The sequence below is a fragment of the Chryseobacterium lineare genome (assembly GCF_977014045.1).
The window spans coordinates 646,969-669,055 of record NZ_CDRNIQ010000001.1; the positions used below are offsets into that span (position 1 = coordinate 646,969).

At 35.3% G+C, this 22,087-nt stretch carries 20 protein-coding genes; 19 read left to right on the forward strand and 1 reads right to left on the reverse strand.

Annotated elements, in window-relative coordinates:
• Positions 1-162: 162 nt before the first annotated feature.
• Positions 163-1,413 carry a S41 family peptidase gene (locus tag ACWNCI_RS02770; RefSeq protein ID WP_449387100.1) on the forward strand — a complete coding sequence of 417 codons (1,251 nt, stop codon included), beginning with the start codon at positions 163-165 and terminating at the stop codon, positions 1,411-1,413.
• 168 nt (positions 1,414-1,581) lie between these two features.
• Here the strand turns inward: ACWNCI_RS02770 and ACWNCI_RS02775 are convergent, their stop codons facing one another.
• Positions 1,582-2,754, reverse strand: coding sequence for a metallophosphoesterase (locus ACWNCI_RS02775; RefSeq protein WP_449387101.1), 1,173 nt, complete (start codon positions 2,752-2,754; stop codon positions 1,582-1,584).
• Positions 2,755-2,953: 199 nt separating this feature from the next.
• Here ACWNCI_RS02775 and ACWNCI_RS02780 point away from each other — a divergent pair, with 199 nt between their 5' ends.
• The 18 genes from ACWNCI_RS02780 to ACWNCI_RS02865 all read left to right on the forward strand — a co-directional run bounded on the left by ACWNCI_RS02780 (position 2,954) and on the right by ACWNCI_RS02865 (position 22,070).
• Complete coding sequence (locus tag ACWNCI_RS02780) at positions 2,954-3,760, forward strand: sensor histidine kinase (RefSeq protein ID WP_449387102.1); 807 nt, start codon at positions 2,954-2,956, stop codon at positions 3,758-3,760.
• Positions 3,757-4,449, forward strand: a complete 693-nt coding sequence (locus ACWNCI_RS02785; protein ID WP_449387103.1) for a LytR/AlgR family response regulator transcription factor — start codon at positions 3,757-3,759, stop codon at positions 4,447-4,449. The genes ACWNCI_RS02780 and ACWNCI_RS02785 overlap by 4 nt, the downstream gene beginning before the upstream one ends.
• Before the next feature lie 221 nt (positions 4,450-4,670).
• Positions 4,671-5,057 carry a cupin domain-containing protein gene (locus tag ACWNCI_RS02790; RefSeq protein WP_449387104.1) on the forward strand — a complete coding sequence of 129 codons (387 nt, stop codon included), beginning with the start codon at positions 4,671-4,673 and terminating at the stop codon, positions 5,055-5,057.
• A gap of 39 nt (positions 5,058-5,096) precedes the next feature.
• A complete protein-coding gene (locus tag ACWNCI_RS02795; RefSeq protein WP_449387105.1) occupies positions 5,097-5,924 on the forward strand; it encodes a helix-turn-helix domain-containing protein in 828 nt (275 codons plus the stop codon).
• A gap of 228 nt (positions 5,925-6,152) precedes the next feature.
• Positions 6,153-7,061 carry an alpha/beta fold hydrolase gene (locus tag ACWNCI_RS02800; RefSeq protein WP_449387106.1) on the forward strand — a complete coding sequence of 303 codons (909 nt, stop codon included), beginning with the start codon at positions 6,153-6,155 and terminating at the stop codon, positions 7,059-7,061.
• A gap of 57 nt (positions 7,062-7,118) precedes the next feature.
• A complete protein-coding gene (locus ACWNCI_RS02805; RefSeq protein WP_449387107.1) occupies positions 7,119-7,556 on the forward strand; it encodes a Rid family detoxifying hydrolase in 438 nt (145 codons plus the stop codon).
• 659 nt (positions 7,557-8,215) lie between these two features.
• Entirely contained in the window at positions 8,216-10,720 is a 2,505-nt protein-coding gene (locus ACWNCI_RS02810) for a PIG-L family deacetylase (RefSeq protein WP_449387108.1), read from the forward strand.
• Positions 10,721-10,820: 100 nt separating this feature from the next.
• Entirely contained in the window at positions 10,821-12,512 is a 1,692-nt protein-coding gene (locus ACWNCI_RS02815) for a sodium:solute symporter (protein ID WP_449387109.1), read from the forward strand.
• 30 nt (positions 12,513-12,542) lie between these two features.
• A complete protein-coding gene (locus ACWNCI_RS02820; protein WP_346985627.1) occupies positions 12,543-13,061 on the forward strand; it encodes a DUF2911 domain-containing protein in 519 nt (172 codons plus the stop codon).
• A 341-nt stretch (positions 13,062-13,402) separates the two neighbouring features.
• Positions 13,403-15,799, forward strand: a complete 2,397-nt coding sequence (locus ACWNCI_RS02825; protein WP_449387110.1) for an outer membrane beta-barrel protein — start codon at positions 13,403-13,405, stop codon at positions 15,797-15,799.
• A 45-nt stretch (positions 15,800-15,844) separates the two neighbouring features.
• Positions 15,845-16,060 carry a hypothetical protein gene (locus ACWNCI_RS02830; protein ID WP_346985624.1) on the forward strand — a complete coding sequence of 72 codons (216 nt, stop codon included), beginning with the start codon at positions 15,845-15,847 and terminating at the stop codon, positions 16,058-16,060.
• Between the two features lie 136 nt (positions 16,061-16,196).
• Positions 16,197-16,409, forward strand: coding sequence for a hypothetical protein (locus ACWNCI_RS02835; protein WP_346985623.1), 213 nt, complete (start codon positions 16,197-16,199; stop codon positions 16,407-16,409).
• Between the two features lie 62 nt (positions 16,410-16,471).
• Positions 16,472-17,767, forward strand: coding sequence for a radical SAM protein (locus ACWNCI_RS02840; protein ID WP_449387111.1), 1,296 nt, complete (start codon positions 16,472-16,474; stop codon positions 17,765-17,767).
• A gap of 3 nt (positions 17,768-17,770) precedes the next feature.
• On the forward strand, positions 17,771-18,649 hold the full coding sequence (locus ACWNCI_RS02845; RefSeq protein ID WP_449387112.1) for a hypothetical protein: 879 nt from the start codon (positions 17,771-17,773) through the stop codon (positions 18,647-18,649).
• Positions 18,609-18,818, forward strand: coding sequence for a hypothetical protein (locus ACWNCI_RS02850; protein WP_346985620.1), 210 nt, complete (start codon positions 18,609-18,611; stop codon positions 18,816-18,818). The genes ACWNCI_RS02845 and ACWNCI_RS02850 overlap by 41 nt, the downstream gene beginning before the upstream one ends.
• Before the next feature lie 14 nt (positions 18,819-18,832).
• Complete coding sequence (locus ACWNCI_RS02855) at positions 18,833-19,030, forward strand: hypothetical protein (protein ID WP_449387113.1); 198 nt, start codon at positions 18,833-18,835, stop codon at positions 19,028-19,030.
• Between the two features lie 11 nt (positions 19,031-19,041).
• On the forward strand, positions 19,042-21,342 hold the full coding sequence (locus ACWNCI_RS02860; RefSeq protein ID WP_449387114.1) for a peptidase domain-containing ABC transporter: 2,301 nt from the start codon (positions 19,042-19,044) through the stop codon (positions 21,340-21,342).
• 2 nt (positions 21,343-21,344) lie between these two features.
• Complete coding sequence (locus ACWNCI_RS02865) at positions 21,345-22,070, forward strand: hypothetical protein (protein WP_346985617.1); 726 nt, start codon at positions 21,345-21,347, stop codon at positions 22,068-22,070.
• Positions 22,071-22,087 lie beyond the last annotated feature (17 nt).

Sequence of the window (22,087 nt, forward strand, 5' to 3'; positions counted from 1 at the left end):
CAACTTTCCCTAAAATAGCGCAAACATTATTTTTTTCTGCATCAACTTAATTTGTGCACACCAATCAATTGTCTGTGATGATTGTTAATGTGTTTATGATAAATACTTTACATCGTTTTCGTTTACCTATATGTTTGCTCAAAATTTAAACATTAAAATATTATGAGAGGCTATTTTAAAATGACGCTATTAATGCTATCGGTAACCCTACAAAATGTAGTAGCACAAGAAAAAAACTCATTGCAAACAAAAGAAAAACGTGAGATTATAACTTCAATAAAAACGCATCTTGCGGAATCCTATATCGATTTAGATTTATCAAAGAAAATGATAACTGCGCTGGATAAAAATTTAAAATCAAATACGTATGACAAAGTCATCAATTCAACTGAATTTTCTAAAAAACTAACCGAAGATTTGCAAAGTGTAAGTAAAGACTTGCACCTTAAAGTTCGATTTGAACCAGAGCGTATTGCTCAAGAAAAGCGTGTTGTTTCGGAAGAAAAGAAATTAGAAGCGGAGAAAAAAATGGCGATGCAAATGACAGAAATTAATTATGGATTTACGGAAGCAAAAATATTAGATGGAAATATTGGTTATTTGAATTTACGCACATTTACAGATATAAAATATGCCGAAGAAACTGCGACAGCTACGATGAATTTTTTAAGCAATACCAATGCAATTATTATTGATTTGCGTACAAATGGGGGAGGTGTTCCAAGTATGATGCAATTATTATCAAGTTATTTCTTTGATGAAACACCAGTTTTATTAAGCGATTTTTATGAAAGAAAAACAGATACGAAAACTCAGCTTTATTCTTTTGCAAAAGTAGCCGGTAAACGAAGTGCCAACAAGCCAATTTACATTTTAACGAGCAAGCAAACATTTTCTGCGGCTGAGGCATTTGCCTATACTTTAAAACATTTAGATAAAGCTGTTATAGTGGGCGAAATTACTAAAGGCGGTGCCAACCGAACCAAACGAATTAATCTGAACGACAAGTTTACAATTTCGGTTCCGTATATCAAGTCTATTCATCCGATAACAAAAACAAACTGGGAAGGAAAAGGTGTACAGCCAAATATTGAAACAAATGAAAAAGAAGCCTTTGTATATGCTTATATAGACGCCATTAATAAAACTGTTAAGAGCAATAAGAATGATTTTTTGAATAAAATTGGTTACGCCTTTTTGAAAGGGAAATCCGTTGATAATGCGATAATCGTATTTCAGGAAAACGTAAAATTATTTCCAGACAACTCTAATACTTGGGATAGTTTAGGTGAAGCTTATTTTATAAACGGCGATAAAGAAAATGCATTAAAATCGTACAGGAAAGCTTTAGCGCTAGACCCAAATTCAGAATCGGCAAAAGCAATGATTCAGAAATTAGAAACCATTAAATAAAAAAATGGGTAGTAGTTTAGTTTCCGTTGCGTGCTACGAATGCAACGGAAACTCATTTTAAGGTTTAACTGGTCCAAGATAAATCAATGCCAATAACAAAAACACCTGCAATGCAAGCACATTTAGATTAAATAGTGCTTTTGGTGATTTAATATAAAAAAGTTCATTCTATATCTCTTTCTTTTCTCCATTATGCAAAACTCTGTAATATTTACTTCCTTCAATCAACAGACCTTCTGATTTTTGGTTGGGAAGACTTTTAGAGTAATCTTTTGGGTGTTTTACATCAATTCCTATTACTTTTTCCTTGTATTTTCTATTGACTTTTGATTGTAGTGTATGCCCAACAACGATTGATTTTGCACTGAATTTATTTAATCCTCGTTCTACTTCTTCCTGGGTCAACTTATCTTTAAAATAGCCTCTGTACCATGCAATTCCTTTGTGAGAAGAAATTAACAATTGCTCCAAATTTTTCTGCGGATTCGGATAGTAAGGCTTATAATAATTGCTACGGATAATTTGATTGATTTCGTCCAAATTTGTTTCGTAACTTGCTAAATCTGGATGTATTCCGCCATGTGCAAATAGAATTTTGTTAATTTTTTCAATTGAATTTTTGCTCGACATCCATCTTCCAAGAAATGAATTGGTACTATACAATTCGGTTTGTTGCTTTTTTAAAATAGACGCAACGTGATAATATTTGAGCGAAGTATTTTCAAAATTTCCCTGCATATTTTTCAATTCGTGGTTTCCCAAAATGTAATGAACATTTCCGCCTTTTTCTTTTGCTTCTTGCTCCAGTTTGTAAATAAACCAAAGTACTTGCGTAGTTGAAAAATCTCTATCTACAAAATCTCCGAGTAAAACAAGATGCCCATTTCCAAATGTCCAATTTAGCTTATTGTCAACGACTTTATTGGTAATCAAAAAATCACGAAAAGTTTTAAAACCGCTTTCAATATCAGAAATAGCTAAAATTTTAGAATTGTCGTTATAGGTATTTTTAGGAATTGCGATTTTGTTATTTAAGGTAAATTCAAATCGTGTTGAATCTAATGGAAAATAGCAATAGGTTGAGATTTTTGAATCCAAAGGATACTCTTTTTGGTCTAAATAGAACCCATCATTCTGATTTCCCCTGATGTAATTTACACTAACAATGCTATCATTTTTAGTTAAAACATAAGGACCGTCTTTGTCCCAATTCATCATTTCAGGATTTTCTGCATACCGAAAACTGGCTCCGTGATACAATCCGAATGAAACAGCAATAACTCCTATTACTACAAATGTGATAATGATATGTTTTGCATATCTCAAAAATCTCTTTTTCATTTTTCAATTAATTTCTGTAAACCTATTAATGCTTGTTCCGTTTCAAAGACAATTGTGACAAACAACCTCTGTAAATACATAAACAGTATTTGCATAAGTTCAAAGTGTTTTCATCACTCATTTTCATCATTTCAAAAAGCTTTGGCTGTCGTTTGTCAACACGCTTGCAGAGGCTTGTTTATAATCGTAATATTGCAGTATGATGGCTCTGAAAAGAAATATAAAATGGATTGTGATTGCATTATTGGCAATAGCAGTTGTTCCTGTAATGATTACGGCTTATGAAGTAATCTTTACGGAAAACAAATCCGTCGTATTTTTAGGAAATTACCACCCGAAAGTTGCCATCATTGTAATTTGCTACTACGTTTTGCTTTTTTGTTTGGGTGTAGTTTGGTTAGTTCGGGAAATTATTTTTATCACCAAACTGAAAAACGAAAAAATGATAGCCGAATTGATGCTTTTGAAAAGCCAAGTCAGTCCGCATTTCTTTTTCAATACGCTCAATAATTTATATGGTTTGGTGGCAAAAGACCCCAAAAAAGCACAAGAATTGATACTGAAACTTTCAGATATGATGCGTTACAGCATTTATGAAGGCGAAAAAGAAACAGTAAAGATTCAGGAAGAAATTGATTTTTTGAAAAACTATGTCGAACTCCACAAAATGCGTTACCATAAACTGATAAGCGTTGATTTTTATTGTAATATTGATGAAAACCGAAAAGTTGCTCCCTTGTTGTTTATCATCCTTTTAGAAAATGCTTTTAAGCACGGAGTTGAAAATTTGAGAGAGAATGCATATATAAAAATGAGTTTGATAACTTCACAAAACGAAATCTGTTTCGCCATTGAAAACAATTTTGAAAAAACTAAAAATCAATTCGGGATTGGCTTAAAAAATCTGAAAAGAAGATTAGAATTAATTTATCCCAATCAACACGAATTGACTTTTTCGGTAAATGAAAATATTTATAAAGCTCAACTAATTTTAAAACAATTATGATAAGCTATTTAATCATCGATGATGAACATATTGCCCACGATATCATTAAAGGATATTGCGATTTGATACCAAATATGCAGTTGATGAAAAACTGTTATGATGCTTTGGAAGCTTTTGAATACCTGAACAAAAATGAAGTGGATTTAATTTTTTTGGATTTGAATATGCCTGTTTTAAAAGGGTTTGAATTTCTGAAAACCTTGCAAAACCCACCCAAGATAATCGTAACAACTGCTTATCAGGAATTCGCTCTGGAAGGATATGAACACAACATTTCGGATTACCTGCTAAAACCTTTTGGTTTTGAACGGTTTTTAAAAGCTGTAAATAAATCGATTAGTTCGGTAGGTCAAAAGACTGTTCCTTCTGAAAAAAATAACGTTCCAAACCGAATCTTTGTTCAAAGCAATAAAAAACACATTCAACTGGAAACAGAAAACATTTTATACATCGAAGCAACAGGCAACTACACCAAAATAATAACCACGACTGAAACCATTACCATTCGTGAAAAATTCTCTGCTTTTTTAGAACAATTGCCTAAAAACGATTTTGTGCAAGTTCATAAATCATTTGCAGTTGCTCCAAAGCAGATTAATAGTGTTGAAGGAAATATTATATTTATTTTAAATTACCAAATTCCAATTGGCAAAATTTATAAGATGAATATTGTAAAATTGTTAAAGTAGTTTATCTTTTACATTCTTGATCTCGCCAGAATAGATACAAAAAAGCTTCTTAATTCATATTTCAAATGATAATTGAAATAGTAGTATAACAAGTAAGTAACTAAATAAAGACAAAAGTGCAGCGCAAAGGGGAGATTATCCATTGTAGAGCGGTTAAAATTAGATCAGTTTTGTAATATCAATTAATAACAAATAACAACTTCAAATTTAATTACAAGATTATGAAAAATTTAATTTTAACAATCGGATTATTCACAACATTCTCTACTTTAGCCCATGCGCAACAAACAAGCGTTAAGCGAATTGACCTTCAAAGACATACCATTGAAGCAGAAGGGTATGAAACTATCCAGGCACGTATTGAGCTACAAGAGGGTGCAGCGGTCGGAATGCACGAACATCCTGGAGAGGAGGTGATCTATGTGCTGGAAGGTGTTTTTGAATACCAGATAGAAGGAGAAGAACCTGTTATTCTCAAGGCTGGTGAAGTGCTTTTTGTTCCGGCCAGAAAGTATCATTCTGCAAAGAATATCGGAAAAGGTAAGGCTTCAGAGCTGGCAACGTATATTGTTAAAAAAGATCAACCCCTGCTAAAATTTAAAGAATAAGCAAAAAATAGTAAAATAATACCACTTTAAGCCCTTACAATGATCAAAGAATTTTCTTATAAACAATTTGGCAACGTAGAATTCAGCAGATCTTCCTTACATGATCATTTGCTGAGCTCAATAGAAGGACATATCAAAATCCTTTTCATCCCTGAAAATGCAATTATTCAGGTTGATTTTGAGGAAATTGAATTAAAAACCGACGCTCTGCTATTTATTAATCCCAATGTTGTCTTAAAACCATGTGAGACCGTCAGCGGCCAGCTGATGCATTTTAACAAAGATTTTTACTGCATAGAGATTCATGATAAGGAAGTGGCCTGTGACGGCATTTTATACAATAATGTCTTTGAAATTCCTTTTATTAATTTGAACACTGAACAGTCAGCTGAAATTCAAAGGATCATTACGGAAATCAAAACAGAAATGAATGATGAAGATTCAACAACCGAGGAAATGTTGAGGATACTCGTAAAAATGATCATTTTAAAATCTACAAGGATCTGGAAACAGCAGCATCAATTGGCCGATATTGAGCAGCAGGAAGATGTACAGTTTTTAAGAAAATTCAGTAAACTGGTCGAAATGCATTATAAAAAACTTCATACAGTCGCTGATTATGCAGATCTGCTCTTCATTACTCCGAAAAACTTAAGTAAAAAAATAGGGCTGGTCAGCAAAGAGACTCCAAACGAAATTATTAAAAACCGAATTATACTAGAGAGTAAGCGGCTTTTGGCTCATACATCTATGACCGTGAAAGAAATTGCCTATAGTCTACATTACGAGGATGATGCATATTTTATCCGTTTTTTTACAAAAAATACAGGAATTTCACCCATTACTTTTAGGAAACAGTTCAAGTAAGGATATTTCACCCGAATCAGAAAGCACAATCGACAGATTGTGCTTTTTTTATATATAAAATGTTCAAGATAACAGTTCTAAATCTATACTTATCCCAAAAAACTTAGTCTTTTACGTAAGAAGAGAAAAAAGTGCAATCCAAGGGGGAAACCGTCCATTGTAAACCGGTTGAAATTGGGCCAACTTTGCCATATCAAAATAACAATAACAATAACAATATCAAAAATTATGAAAAATTTAATCTTAGCATTCGCACTGTTCATTATCTCAATTTCAAGCTCGTTATTCGCACAAACTAAAAGAACTCCGGCATCATTCGGTCGCGAAGAATATATCGAAGTAGAAAAAAATGTCCGTCTGCATATAACGGATCTTGGTGAAGGCCAGTCCATTGTTCTGATCCACGGTTGGCCGTTGAGTGATGCGATGTATGAATACCAGTATGCATATCTCATACAGAAAGGGTACAGGGTGATCGGCATCACATTAAGAGGATTTGGCCTCTCTGATAAACCAGCCGGAAAATATAATTATGATGTTTTTGCGGATGATATCAAAGTTGTACTGGACAAATTAAAAATAGAGAACGCGACAATAGGTGGGTTCTCCATGGGTGGCGCAACCGTGATTCATTATGTAGCTAAATATAATGCAGCGCACGTTTCAAAAATGGCTCTTTTCGGAGCTGCGGCACCAACCTGGACAAAACTTGATGATTTTAACTATAGCTTCTGGACAAAGGAAGATGTGAATGGATTGATCGATCTAAACAATACTAACCGCCCCAAACTATTCGCTACATTCGGTAAGATATTTCCGGCCAACGAAAGCAGCGTATCTCCCGGACATGGCGCTTGGTTGGGAAATATTCAGGCTCAGGCTTCACCTTATGCAATGGCAGAGGCACTAAAAACATTACGTGACAGTGATTTGCGTGGTGACCTGAAAAAAATTACAATTCCTACATTGATACTTCACGGAAAACAGGATAAAATTTGTTCTTATGATCTTGCCGAGCAGATGAACATTTTACTTAAAAACTCAACATTGGTTCCATTTGAAAAAAGCGGTCATGCGCTCTTCATCGAAGAACTGGAAAAATTCAACACTGAACTATTCAATTTCATTAAAAAATAAATAAAAATTAAAAGAGGTTGGTTGACAAAAACTAACCTCTTTTTTATTAATACCGTCATGAATAAAACTATAATATTCCTGTTTTTATTATTATTGGCCTCTTGCAGTATAAAAAAGGACATCATAATAATAAATCATTCCAATTTGCCAAAGTCAATAGGACCCTATAGCCATTCAACGAGCTATGGAAACCTGATATTTATTTCGGGTCAGATAGGGCTGGATCCAAAAAGCAACGATCTGAAAAAGGGAATTGAAGAGCAGACCGTTCAGATTTTTGAAAACTTAAAGATCATTCTTGAAAATAATCATTCTGATTTAAAACATATCACCAAGACAACTATTTTTATAACAGATATAAGGCAATTTGAAACAGTAAATAGAATCTACAGTAAATATTTTAATAATAATTTTCCGGCGAGAAGTACGATCCAGGTTGTATCACTCCCTAAAAATGCCAGTATAGAAATTGAATGTATAGCCGTACAAAGGTGAATGAAGTTATATGCCCACTAAGCCACATTAATATTTAAAAAAAAATGTTTTATTTAACGCAAGTGTCCCGACAGTGCCCTGAGTAAAAAACAAGGCAATGTGTCAAGAGTCATTTTTTTTGTAAATCGTCAGCAAAAGTGTACTGATTTAGGCTCTAACTTAAGAAGTGTTTCATGAATGATTAAAGTGAATTAGTCAATACTTAATCTGTTTTAAAGTTATTCAATTTGATTGTAACTGTCAGATTAAGTATTGAGTAATTCAAGTCAGTGGAGCGAAATAACGGTTTCTGTTTAAATATTATAAGTGGTATACAACATTGGCTATTAACTACCTGTCAAAAATTTATTTTTGAGTCATAATAAGTTGTAGTTTGGTACTAAGTACTTCAATATATTATTTTCGAAAGTTCTGCAAGTTTATTCAAATCTTCTATAAAAGTGTTCGAAAAATGCACCTCCGCGTCACTGTTAAAAGAAAAAGCTTTAAAATCATTGATTTTAAAGCTTTTTTGGTTCTGTTCATTTTCTATAGTCAAGCCTTTATATAAGTTAAATGACTTCATAATTCTAAAGATAAAAAGTCGCTTTTTCAGAAAGTTCCTTTTAAGGTTGAAAGAAAAACGATTTACTTATATTTGCCTCGCAAAGCAAATTCAAATGTTCAAAAAAGTAATCATTGTATTTATCCTTGTTTTTTTTACGGTTTTTTGCCCGGCCCAACAGGTTCGGCCCTCAAAATCATCTGAAATTTACCGCGAACTCAAAACCCTTAAGTACCTGCCTAAAGTTTTATACCTTGCGGCTCATCCCGACGATGAAAATACAGGATTACTCTCCTGGTTAATCAACGACCAAAATGTAGAAACAGGCTATTTATCTTTAACCAGAGGCGATGGAGGACAGAATTTATTGGGTACAGAGCAAGGTGCTGCACTGGGTTTAATCAGAACGCATGAACTTTTAGAAGCAAGAAAGTTAGACGGTGCCCAACAGTTTTTTACCCGGGCGATCGATTTTGGGTTCTCTAAAAATACGACCGACACCTTTAAACAATGGGATACAGATATCATTACAGCGGATGTAGTTTGGGTAATCCGTACATTCCGACCTGATATTATCATTTGTCGTTTTCCGCCTACTGCTGCGGCAGGCCACGGACAACATGCGGCTTCGGCTGTAGTTGCTGAAAAAGCTTTTAAGCTGGCAGGCGATAAAACGGCTTTTCCAAATCAACTAAAATATGTTAATATATGGCAGCCAAAACGCTTATTGTGGAATACTTTCCGTTTTGGCGGGGTCAATACGACTGCTGAAAACCAACTGAAAATCACGGTTGGGCAATATGATGCGCAACTGGGTATGGGCTATGGTGAATTGGCAGGATTAAGCAGAAGTTTACATAAAAGCCAGGGTGCAGGAACACAGTCTGTAGCCGGCATTAAAACGGAATATTTCAGCCACGTTCTTGGCGAGCCGGCGAAAACAACGCTTTTTGATGGAGTAGCTAAAGCCTGGACCGCAAAAGGTAACGCTGATATTGACCAGGCATTAGATAAAATTGTTTCCGCTTTTAATTTCAATCATCCTGATCTCAGCTTACCTGATTTACTTGCTTTGCGAAAAAAAATAATGGAACTGAAAGATTCAGATTTAAAAAATGATAAAATTAAATCTCTCGACAACATCATTTTAAGCTGTGCCGGATTCATGGGCGAGGTAGTGACCAATCAGGCTGAAGCTGTTGCCGGAGATAACTACAATTTCAGGTTAAACCTCATTTCAAGAGCTGAAAATCCTGTCGTTCTGGAAAATGTAAAATGGGTGAGTAAGTCTGAAGATTTTAATAGAAAGCTATCAAAAGATTCTTTAATTACAATTGAACATAAAATTCAGATTCCTGCTGATGCAGCACTCACAGAACCTTACTGGTTGGTAAAACCAGCCAAGGACGCGGCAACTTTCTCTGTTCCCAATGATACTTTAATCGGTTTGCCTGAGGCAGAATCACCCCTGAATGTTTTGGTTGGTTTAAAAATCGGTTCAGAAAAGTTTCAGGTTAAACTTCCTTTATCTTTCAAGAAATTAGACCCGGTGCGTGGTGATGTTGTCGAAGCACTGCGCATTGTTCCAGCCTTGGAACTGAAATTTACACAACCACTTTATCTGGTTAAAGAAAATGAAGACCTACATTTGAGTCTAAATGTTAAGGTCAATGCCAACAAACAGTTCAGCAATGGTAAGATGAGCCTGATGTATAATGGAGAACGATTAGGCGGTGCTGATGTAAGTTTTATCAATGGGAAAGATTTTACCTTTGATTATGTTATTCCAAAAAATAAGCTTGCCTTAATTAACTCCTCTCGTTTGCAGTTGGAAGCCAATTTTGTTGCAGATGGAGTAGCTTACAATAAAAAACAGGTATTGATCCAGTATCCGCATTTACCCTCCTTACAATATTTTGCGCCTGCAACGGTAATTGTGATGAAAGGCGATATTCAGGCGAAGGTTAAAAAAGTGGGTTACATAGAAGGTGCGGGCGATTTCATTCCTGAGTTCCTGCGTATTGCAGGTATTCAGGTAGATGTCTTGAAAGACGAAGATTTTTATGGCAACATCGATGAATCCGCCGGAAACGGCAGTCAAAACAAGCTGTCACAATATGATGCCATCGTACTGGGGGTGCGTGCCAATAATACAGAGAAAAAGCTGGGTCGCTGGATGCCTTTTTTATGGTCTTATGTAAAAGCCGGAGGTAATTTGGTGATGCAGTATAACACCAATCAGGATACCACCGTTGACCAATTGGGAATGTATAGTTTCAGTATTGCCAATAAGAGGGTTACCGAAGAAAACGCTGAGGTTAAATTTTTAAATCCCAATCATAAATTACTGAACTTTCCGAATAAAATTACTGCGGATGATTTTAACGGTTGGGTACAGGAGCGTGGCGCCTATTTCCCTGATCAATGGGATGCAGCGTATGAACCGCTTTTTGAAATGCACGATACCGGTGAAGAGCCTTTGCAGGGATCAACTTTATATGCCAAATACGGGAAGGGTAATTTTATTTATACACCATTGTCGTTTTTCAGACAGTTGCCTGCGGGAAATGTCGGTGCGGGACGTTTATTTTTAAACTTTTTATCTGCACAAAAAAACTGATGAACAAACAACTTAAAAACTGGAATACCTGGTATATATTATTAGCAGCTGCATTGGTGCTTCAGATTACATTTTATTATGTGTTTACTAAATTCTGGGCATGAGTACTATAGATTGGACAGTTCTTATTTTTACATTGGTTGCTGTGGTTGTTTATGGCGTATTCATCGGTCGTGGACAAAAAAGCAACGAATCCTACCTGAAAGCAGATAATAAAATGCCCTGGTACATTGTGTTGATCGGTATTATGGCGACACAGGCAAGTGCCATTACTTTTCTTTCGGCACCGGGTCAGGCTTATACGGATGGTATGCGTTTCGTTCAGTATTACTTTGGTTTGCCATTGGCGATGATCGTTATCTGTATCACTTTCATCCCGATTTTTCAGCGTTTAAATGTGTACACCGCCTATGAATATCTGGAAAACCGTTTTGATAAAAAAACAAGGGTACTCACTTCACTGCTTTTTCTTTTTTCCAGAGGCTTATCAACAGGAATCAGCATTTACGCTCCAAGTATCATCTTATCAAGCGTTTTAAACTGGAATATTTATTTGACGAATGTTTTGACAGGTGGAATTCTGTTGATTTATACCTATGTTGGCGGAGCAAAAGCGATTGCGCACACCCAAAAATTGCAGTTTCTCATTATTCTGGGAACCATGGCATTTGCGGGGTATTTACTTATTCAGAATATGCCGAATGGAATTGGTTTTAAGGATGCACTTTATCTGGCGGGGAAATCAGGAAAGCTCAATGTAATCACCACAGAATTCGACTGGAAGGATAAATACAATATCTGGAGCGGGCTGATTGGCGGTTTTTTTCTGGCACTTTCTTACTTCGGGACTGACCAGAGTCAGGTTGGGAGGTACATTACAGCGAAAGACAATACCAATGCAAAGATGGGCTTGCTGCTGAACGGATTGGTTAAAATCCCAATGCAATTTGCCATTCTTCTGATTGGTGCTTTGCTTTTCGCTTTCTTTTCTCTAAAACCGGCTCCTATTTATTTTAACGAACGCTCTTACCAATATTTAAAGGAAACAAAACCGGAACAGGCTGCAGTATTTGAAAAAGAGCATCAGAATTTGCAGACAAAATTTAATGCAGAATCGAAAGAAATTTTAAAGCTGAAGGAAATTCAATCTCCCCGACTTAATAAAACAATTCAGGATTTTAAAAGCACACAAACCCAGGTAAAAGCGCTTCACGGCAGGGTAGAGGAAGCGATCAATCATTCAAACTATAATGCGGAAAAAACGGATACGAATTACATTTTTCTGTATTTCGTAAAGAATACTCTGCCTGTCGGGATGATCGGTTTACTGTTTGCCGTCATTTTTCTGGCCAGCTGGGGTTCCATTTCGGCAGCGCTGAATTCCCTCGCTGCCTGCTCATTAAAGGATGTTCATTTACTATTTAAAAAAGAAATTCCTGATGATGTAACCGAACTCAAGTATAGCCGCCTACACACTTTAGCCTGGGGGATCTTCTCAATCGGTGTAGCCATGTTTGCTACTCAAATGGGTTCGCTTATTGAAGCGGTTAATGTATTGGGTTCACTTTTCTACGGCCCGATATTGGGGATTTTTCTGGTTGCATTTTATTATAAAAAAATTACAGGGTCCAATGTATTTATTTCTGCAATTTTATCTGAAATTGCGGTTATTGCCGTTTATCAGTTTGATATCGTTTCTTTCCTTTGGCTTAACGTCATCGGGGCAGCGGCGGTAATTATATTTTCTGCTATCGGGTTGCTGTTTTATAAGCCGAAAGCAGTAAATTCGTAAACAAATAACAAACAGACAAATAAAAATATTATGAAAACAATGATTAAATCTGCCACCATGCTTTTTGCTGCAATGACGATTTCAGTAAATGCCTTTGCCCAGGAAGCTAAAAAACCTGCCAGCCCGCCGGCTACTGCTACGGGAAAAATTAAAGATGCAACCATTACAATTGCCTATAGCAGTCCTTCTGTTAAAGGGCGTACCATCTGGGGTGGTCTGGAAGCTTATGATAAAGTTTGGCGTGCGGGTGCCAATGAAGCCACTACTTTTGAAACGGATAAGGACATTACTGTGCAGGGTAAAAAACTTCCTGCAGGTAAATACAGCTTTTTCTTAATCCCTAAAGAAAGCGGAACCTGGACTGCGATTTTTAACAAAGAGGCAAAACAATGGGGCGCCTATAAATACGAAGAGGCAAAAGATGCTTTACGTGTTGATGTAAAAACAAAAGCTTTACAAGCAAGACAGGAAAATTTAGTTTATAAAATAAACAAAAATGGATTCACAATGGATTGGGACAAAATCTCAGTTCCTGTAGAAATAAAATAAACTTAAGCAATACCTTTTAATAGGTATTGATGAGAGTTTTAAATCTTCTACGAAAGTATTCAAAAATAGCCTCGGGGTCAAAAAGAGACAATATTGCTTTTATGCGATATTGTCTCTTTTTATTTATAAATATTTATATTATCTTCAAATTTTATAAATTTTCTTTTATTAATCGCTCGTAGATAAGAAGAAAAAGCAAAATAATTTATTTCAAATTCAACGGTAAATAATAATACTTAACGGTGTATTTTATATTTTTATCGTGAAAATGCTACATCTTGTCGATTTAAATTGATTAAAAAGGTCTATCCTGATACTTTTGAGTTATAATTTTTATGGCGATGAAAAAATCAGTTTTTATTATTGCGGCATTTTTTTTAGGGTATGGATTTCTACACGGACAGACAACCGTAACAGGGCGTGTGACGGATAATGAAGGTAAGCCTTTATCTTTTGCTTCTTTAAAATTCTATAATGTAAAGGATCCACAGTCTTTTACCGAAAAAATAGCTGATGAGAATGGTAAATTTCAGATTTTGTTTCCAGAAAGTGGAACTTATAAAGTAGTTACTTCTTATAAAAATTTAGCTCCTTTCTCTCAGCAGTATAATTTCAATGATCCTGAAGTTTCTGTTTCTATAGCATTGCCAAAAGAAAAAGTAACGGATATTCAGGAGGTGGTAGTAAGTAAGAGAGCAAAATCTACCATAGTAAGAAAGATCGACAGGATCGTGATGAATGTATCTGATAATCCTATTGCTGCAGGAAAATCTTCTTTAGATTTATTCAGACTTGCTCCGGGAGTTTTCGTGAACAACGGTAAAATTTCCATCAACGGTGTATGGGGCACCAGAGTAATGGTAGACGGAAAAATGCTGAACATAAGTGGTATCGATCTGAAGAATTATCTGCAGAATTTAAGATCAAACGAAATACAGTCGATTGAAGTAATCGCGCATCCTCCGGCAGAATTTGATGCTGAAGGTTCCGGCGGAATTATCAATATTATTCTGAAAAAGAATACCAAAGAGGGAATCAACGGATATATCGGAACTGATTATTCAATTGGTTTGGGAAAATATCCGAGCTACAATCCATATGCCGCCATTAACTACAAAAAAGGAAAATTTGGTTTAAGTTCAAGTTATTCTTATACAAATAGTAAAAGCTATGAAGAGCTTACTCAAAAAAGAGATTTTCCTAATGGCGGAAAATATGAACAATCTTCAACAGATATTCAGAAAAATAAAAGTAACCGAATAAAAATTGGTTCAACGTATGATTTTTCGGATAAGCAATCTATAGGTCTGCAATATACGGGGCAGTTCAGTAACTTTTCAAGCAATTCTGTTGCAGATTCTTATATTTCTTATCCTAATGCAAGTAATAATCTTAGATCTTTAGGAAGCTTTCCTACGGAGTCCAAAACGAATTATCACAATGGAGGTCTTAATTACAGTATAAAAACGGATACACTGGGTTCAAAATTCAGTTTCGTGACAGATTATACCTACAACAAAAGAACAGGAAACAGCATCAGCGACAGCAGGGATCTGGATGTAAACAATATGATAGTAAGAGATACTTTGTTCAGATTTTCATATCCCAGCACGGCAAAAATTTTTACGGCAGATGCGAAATATAACTGGAATTTTAAATCCGGAAATAACTTAAGTTTCGGAGCTAAGGCAACAAGTACTGATATCGATAATGAGAACAGTTATGAAATATTTCAAAACTCCTGGTATAACGTTCCTGAAAATAATTTCAATTTTAAATACAGAGAAAGAATATATGCTGCTTTTGCAAGCTATAGCGGTGAATGGAAAAAAATTGAATATAAATTAGGAATCAGAGGGGAACAGTCGGATGTATCCGGTAACCTTTCAGGGAGCCAGGAAGGGGAGGTTTCTCAAAATTATTTCAACTGGTTTCCGTCATTATTCCTGAAGAGAAATTTAGATACAGAGGGAAATAACTTTTTAGCATTTTCATATAACAGAAGAATAAAAAGACCTTCTTATTTTGATCTGAATCCGTATAAATATTATATTGATAATTATTCGGTAACTACAGGAAATCCTTATCTGAAACCTCAGTTTACCAATTCGTTCGAGGTAAGCGGAATGTGGAGTGGAAAATATTATACGGCATTAAGCTATAATTATACCACCGATATTATCGCTCAGATCATCGAAAATTATCCGGGGCAGGAATTGATGACGGTAATTAAGTCTAATGCAGGAACAAGTAAAGTGCTGACGGCTACAGTAAGTGCACCGGTAAATATTGCAAAATGGTGGACGACCAACAATAATTTACTCTTAACCTATACTGTATCAAAATCGCCGTACTTCTTGATAGAAAAACCATCGTTTATCTTGCAGTCTGAGCAGGAAATTTCATTAGGAAAAGGATATACGTTTACATTAAACGGGTTTTATACACCACAGATGGTAACCGGAAATATCGTCACCAAAGGTATCGCCGGAGTAGATTTGGGATTACAGAAGAAGTTTTTCAAGAATCAGCTTACGGCGAGGGCATCTGTGAGTGATCTTTTCTACACTAATAACTATAAAGCGACGAGCTACTTTAATGATACAGAAATTCATATCAGTCATAAAGAGCAATCCAGGGTACTTTCACTTTCTCTGATCTACAATTTCAAAAGCGGAGAAAGCTTTAAGGCAAAGAGGATCGAATCCAGCAGTGCTGATGAAAAAGGAAGACTTTAATATTATACAGGGCTAAAAACTAATAACCATAAAAACTAAATCAACATGAAAGAAAAGAATTTAAAAAAAACAAAAAAACGAGGTCCATTAATAAATAATCCAATGGAAATCGAAAAAGTGAATGAAGATGAATCCGGACAATTATCAGGTGGCTTTTCAGATGCTGTTTCGGAAGAACCTATACGGGAAGATGGAGAGATTACCGGAAACTTTTTTAAATGCAAGTGTGTGGTACATCCTGACACAGGAACAAATCCATAATTTCTCAAATATAAATAAGATATAATAAAGCTGTCCTAAAAAAGACACGCTCTAAAGATATTGTTGCAACAACACGGGGAAAACTGAAAACCGGTATAAAAGAGTAAGTAATAACCATAAATTAAATTAAATTAAAATGTCTAAAGATTTAAACAACTCAAACGACAAGGCTCTTGAGCACTTATCAAAATCATTACAATTCGAAGCTGTAAACGAAAACGAAGCCGGACAATTAGCTGGAGGTTTCTCAGATGCTGTTTCAGAAGAACAATTAGAAGATATCAATATTAACATCTTCAAATGTAAGTGTTCTGTAAAGCCGACTGAGCCTACTACTAGTACCAACTAAGCCTTAATTTTAAATTTTAAGTCAGCCTATTTTTTTAGGCTGACTTCTCTAAAAAACTAATTATGAAAACAAGCCAATTTAATCACAATATTTTTCATAATAACAAGAACTATATTTATAATTCTTTCAGTAATAAGTTTATAGCCATCGATGCAACGATATTAGACCTTTTCAAAGCATTGAGAACAGAAGAAGATATTCAGGATCTTTCCGGCTATCATCCTACTTTTTACCAATCTCTATATAAAAATGGTTTTATTGTGGAAAAAGAGGTCGATGAGGTTGATAAGGTGCGTACACTGAGCAAGAAAATCGACAGTGATGAAACTCATTATTCCCTGATCGTAAATCCTACGATGAACTGCAACTTTAAATGCTGGTACTGCTATGAATCTCACGTGAAAGGGTCGAAGATGAACAACGAGACTGTCACTAAAACCTGTCTACTCATCAACAATATCATTACTACAAAAAAGGAGTTGAAAACTTTTCATATTTCCTGGTTTGGAGGAGAACCTTTGATGTACTACAAAGAAGTAATAGCACCTATTATGGCCTTCGCAGACAAGATCTGTAAAGAATACGGGGTGGAATTCGATACCCAGTTTACTACCAATGGCTTCCTTTTCACAGACGAAATGATCGAAGAGCTGAAAGCATATACCGTAAACGGATTTCAGATCACACTTGACGGTAATAAAGCATCACATGATACTGTAAGATATGTAAACGCAAAGCGTGGCTCATATGATGTGATTATGCAAAATGTGAAAAAACTTTGTGAGAATGACTTCAGTGTTGGGATAAGAGTAAATTTCACCAATGACAATCTTGATGATTTCGAAGAAGTGTACAAAGATCTTCAAAAGATCGATGTGGAAAAGAGAGATTATGCTTCCATTGCCTTTCATAAGGTTTGGCAGGTTGTAGAAGATGCGCAGACTACAGAAAGAGTAAATGAGCTCATTAGAAAGGTAAAAGAACTTGGATTTGCGGCCCATGAAGGAGCTGTTCCGGACAATGTAAAGCACTCGTGCTATGCCGACAAAATCAATAATGCCACGATCAATTACAACGGAGATGTATTTAAATGTACCGCCAGAGATTTTTCCGGAGGTTCTAAAGAAGGTGTTTTAAAAGATAACGGTGAAATAAACTGGAATGATAAATTCGAAGAAAGAATGAACATTAAGTTTAAAAATAAGCCTTGTCTTTCATGCTCCATTCTTCCTTTATGCAATGGAGGTTGCTCGCAGCACGCATTAGAAAATAAAGACAAAGATTATTGTGTTTATGATTTTGATGAAAACCAGAAAAAGGAAATCGTAAGGAAGAAACTGATAAGAATAGCCGGCTAAGTTATGCAGAAAAATATTTCCTCTATTATCAATGATGATCTCTTCACAGGTATCTATACCAGAGAATTTATAAATAAGAGATCTTTGGATGACATGGCTCTGTACAATAGCCTGGAGAATACGTTTTTCGAAGCTTTCAGTTTTATTAAAGAAGACAAAATTGAAGAAAGCGTTTCTCAGTTTGAGTATGGTGAAAAACTGTTTCCTACGGAAAATAAAGATGAAACTTTTAAGTTGATTTTAAAAGATACACTTTATCCCAAAAAAGCCTATTTGTATTATAAAACGGGAAATATAAAATTAGCGGCCTATCTTACCTTAAAATCAATTGTTACCAATCAGAAAATTAAAGAGAATACGAAGATAGATTTACCCGTTTTTGTTCAGATACAGCAATATCAGAATATAGCAAGGATTTGTTTCAGAACCAACTATTTTTCTGAAGGAATTAAGCTGAACTGCAAGCTCTTACTGTTTATTATCACTAAAAAAAATGTTGGAATAAGATATCTTTCCGAATTTGAGTTTGATGACAAAACAGAAGAATCTGCGTTGAAATGCACGATGATTTACCAGATCGTTTTCGACACGGTTAAGATTCTTTACAAATTGAAAAATAAAAGATATCTGCAATCTTTCCTGGATTTTATATCAAATATTCTTCCCCAGTTTGTTCCTGTTTCTGATGGTGAATCTATTCTGAAAGAATTTTTAGAACTGATCTCAAAACCCGGTTCAGAAGTTCAGTCGGAAGAAATGGATCATTTCATTGAAAAAAACAATGAGGTATTATTTCCCGGAACAATATCTATACTCACTTTAATCAAAAAAATATACGAAAATGAAAAAGTTGTTTCAGAAATTAAAGATTTCGAAAGCTAAAAATAAAAACATAGACAGCTGCAAGCAAAAACTGGATATCCAGGACCAGGCAGAATCTGATAGTTTTTTCGGAGGCTTCAGAGAATACAAACCACCTATCTACACCCAAAATCACATCGAAAATATCGAACTTAAAATCAAAAACCTTTTTTCGGATAGTAACGCCTAATAAACTTTAATGAGATGAAAAATACAGATAAAAAAAATAAAAACCAGACTGCAAAAGATAATAAAACATTGGTAGACAAGCAGAAAATAAAATTTCTGGGAATTACTAAAGAATTGCCGACAGACATCGAGCCTGTAGATGGAGAAGCCATTACAGGAGGTAAAAAAACTGATCCTACAGTGCTGACTCAATGGCCTACCTCTAATTTGTAATACCATCATCAATGTCAATTCTTAGTAAAAAATATAAATTTTATAAACAGTTGGACTACATGGATTGTGGTCCGACCTGTTTGCGGATGATATCTTCATTCTACGGAGAAGAATATTCACTCGACTATTTAAGAGCCAATTCCTATATTACTAAGAATGGTGTAAGTCTTCTTGGGCTAAGTGAGGCGGCAGAAAAAATAGGATTTAAAACGCTGACTGCAAAACTAGACTATGAGCAGCTAGCTAATGATGTTCCGCTTCCATGTGTGCTGCATTGGAATCAGGAGCATTTTATTGTACTTTACGATATCAAAAAAAAGAATCTTTTCCGTAAAAAAGAACAGATTGTCATCGCCGACCCCGGTCACACAATGGTAAGAGTAGAAAAGGATGTATTCGAAAAATGCTGGCTTTCTACTGCCAACAAAAAAGGAGTTGCTCTTTTATTAGAACCTACACCTGATTTTTATCGGAATGAAGAAGGTATAGAAAAGAACAAAAGCGGTTTTGGTTTTTTGCTGGGATACCTGAAACCATACAAAAAATACTTTGCGCAGCTGGTTTTGGGGATGGTTCTGGCAAGTTTGATCAGTATGTGTTTTCCGTTTCTTACGCAAAGTTTGGTAGACTTTGGGATTAACAGGAAAAATTTAAACTTTATTCATCTTATTTTATTTTCACAGTTGCTTTTATTTCTGGGAAGTGTGGCGATAGATATGCTGAGAAACTGGATCTTACTGCACATAAGTACAAGAATAAGCATCAGTATAATTTCCAATTTCTTAATAAAACTGATGAAGCTTCCTGTCAATTTTTTTGAATCTAAAAATGTCGGCGATATTACACAGAGAATAAATGATCATCACCGAATTGAAACATTTTTAACAGGGTCTACCTTAAATACACTCTTTTCGATTATCAATTTATTTGTATTCTCATTTATTCTGGGAATTTACAATATGCAGCTTTTAGGTGTCTTTGCCATAGGAAGCTTGCTTTCAATAGGATGGATATTACTTTTCCTGAAAAGAAGAAAAAATATCGATTATAACAGGTTCCAAAGATCAAGGGAAAATCAGAACAGCCTGTACGAAATTATTACCGGTATGCAGGAAATCAAGCTCTACAACAGCCAGAAAAGCCGGCGCTGGGAGTGGGAGAGAATTCAGGCCAAACTGTTTAGGGTAAACATTAAAAGCCTTTCTCTTGAGCAATATCAGGAAATGGGAGCGACATTTTTCACCCAGCTGAAAAATATTTTTATCAGTTATCTTGCGGCAAGTCTTGTTGTCAATCAGCAGATTTCACTGGGTGTTATGCTGAGTATTTCCTACATCGTAGGACAGATGAACAGCCCTCTTACCCAGATTATTTCATTTATAAAAAGCATTCAGGATGCGCAGATAAGTCTGGACAGATTAAATGAAATTCATAACAGAAAAGAAGAAGAAAGCGATGAAGATTTAATCGGTTTTAATGACAGTAAATATCCGATTCGTCCTGAACACGATTCAGATTCACTATACCTAAGCCATGAATTATTCACCAAAAGATTAAAGGAAAACACGGGTTCCGGCATCGAAATTTCAAATTTATCTTTTCGGTATGGTTCTCCCAAAAGCCCTCTGGTATTGAAGGATATTAATTTATTTATTCCTAAAGGAAAGATTACGGCAATCGTAGGAGCCAGCGGAAGCGGAAAAACAACATTACTGAAATTGCTTCTTAAATTTTACGCACCAAGTGAAGGAAATATATCAGTGGATGGAGTTTCGCTTCAGGATATTTCTGCTCAGCTTTGGAGAAACAATGTAGGAACTGTCATGCAGGAGGGATACATTTTTTCTGATTCCATAGCCAGAAATATTGCGATGAAAGGAGAAAGAATAGACGAAGAAAAACTTTTCGAATCTGTGAGAATAGCCAATCTGCATCCATACATTTCAAAACTTCCGTTAGGATTTACGACACGTATAGGAAATAGCGGCTCAGGACTGAGCGGAGGGCAGAAACAGAGACTGTTTATTGCGAGAGCTGTATATAAAAATCCTAAGTATTTATTCTTTGATGAAGCTACAAGTGCACTGGATGCCAATAATGAAAAAATTATTATGGAAAACCTTAATGAATTTTATGAAGGCAGAACGGTAGTGGTAATCGCTCACAGATTAAGTACGGTAAAGCACGCAGATCAGATTATTGTCATGAAAGACGGCGAAATTGTAGAACAGGGAAATCATAATGAGCTTGCCAAAAATAAAGGATATTATTTTGAATTAGTAAAAAACCAATTAGAACTTGGTGCCGCGTAATTATGTCAGAATTAGATCAAATATTAGAGGAGAGAAGTGCCGAGATGGAAGAAATTGTCGGCATTATACCAAGTTGGATCACACGTTGGGGGCTTACATGCCTTTTTATCATTGCGATGATGGGATTATTTGTCTCTTTTTTTATAAAGTATCCCGAGACACTTCAGACTACAGTGATTGTACAATCTGAAAATCAGCCGGGAAAGGTTACCGTAAAAAGAGATGATGCCAATCAGATTTTTAATTTTTTAGTAAAAAACGGAGATGTGGTAAAGCCGGGAGATACGCTTCTTGTACATATTGATAAAAATACCGGTAAGGAATACTCCACAGTAACTCCAATGACGGGTAAAATTTATCTCTCCAACGGAACAGATGAAAAAAACACGTTAGATAAAATCATATGGGTAGTTCCTGAATCTACCGGCTCTGAAATTAAAATAAAATTTCCGGTAAAAGGGTCTGGTAACGTAAAGACAGGACAAATAGTGAAATTCAGCTTACACGGCTTTCCAAGCCATGAATACGGATTTATAGAAGGAAAAATTTCTTCCATACTGCCCATAGAGATAGATGGAATGCATCAGGCATATGTAAAGCTCCCCGGAAAAAAAATATTGACCTCCGAACGAAAAGAAATTCCCATAATGCCGGTAATGCAGGGCGAAGGAGAAATTTTATTAAGTGATAAAAGCATTTTTTATCGCATCTTTGGGAGTGTTTTTTAGAACTGATTAAAATATTT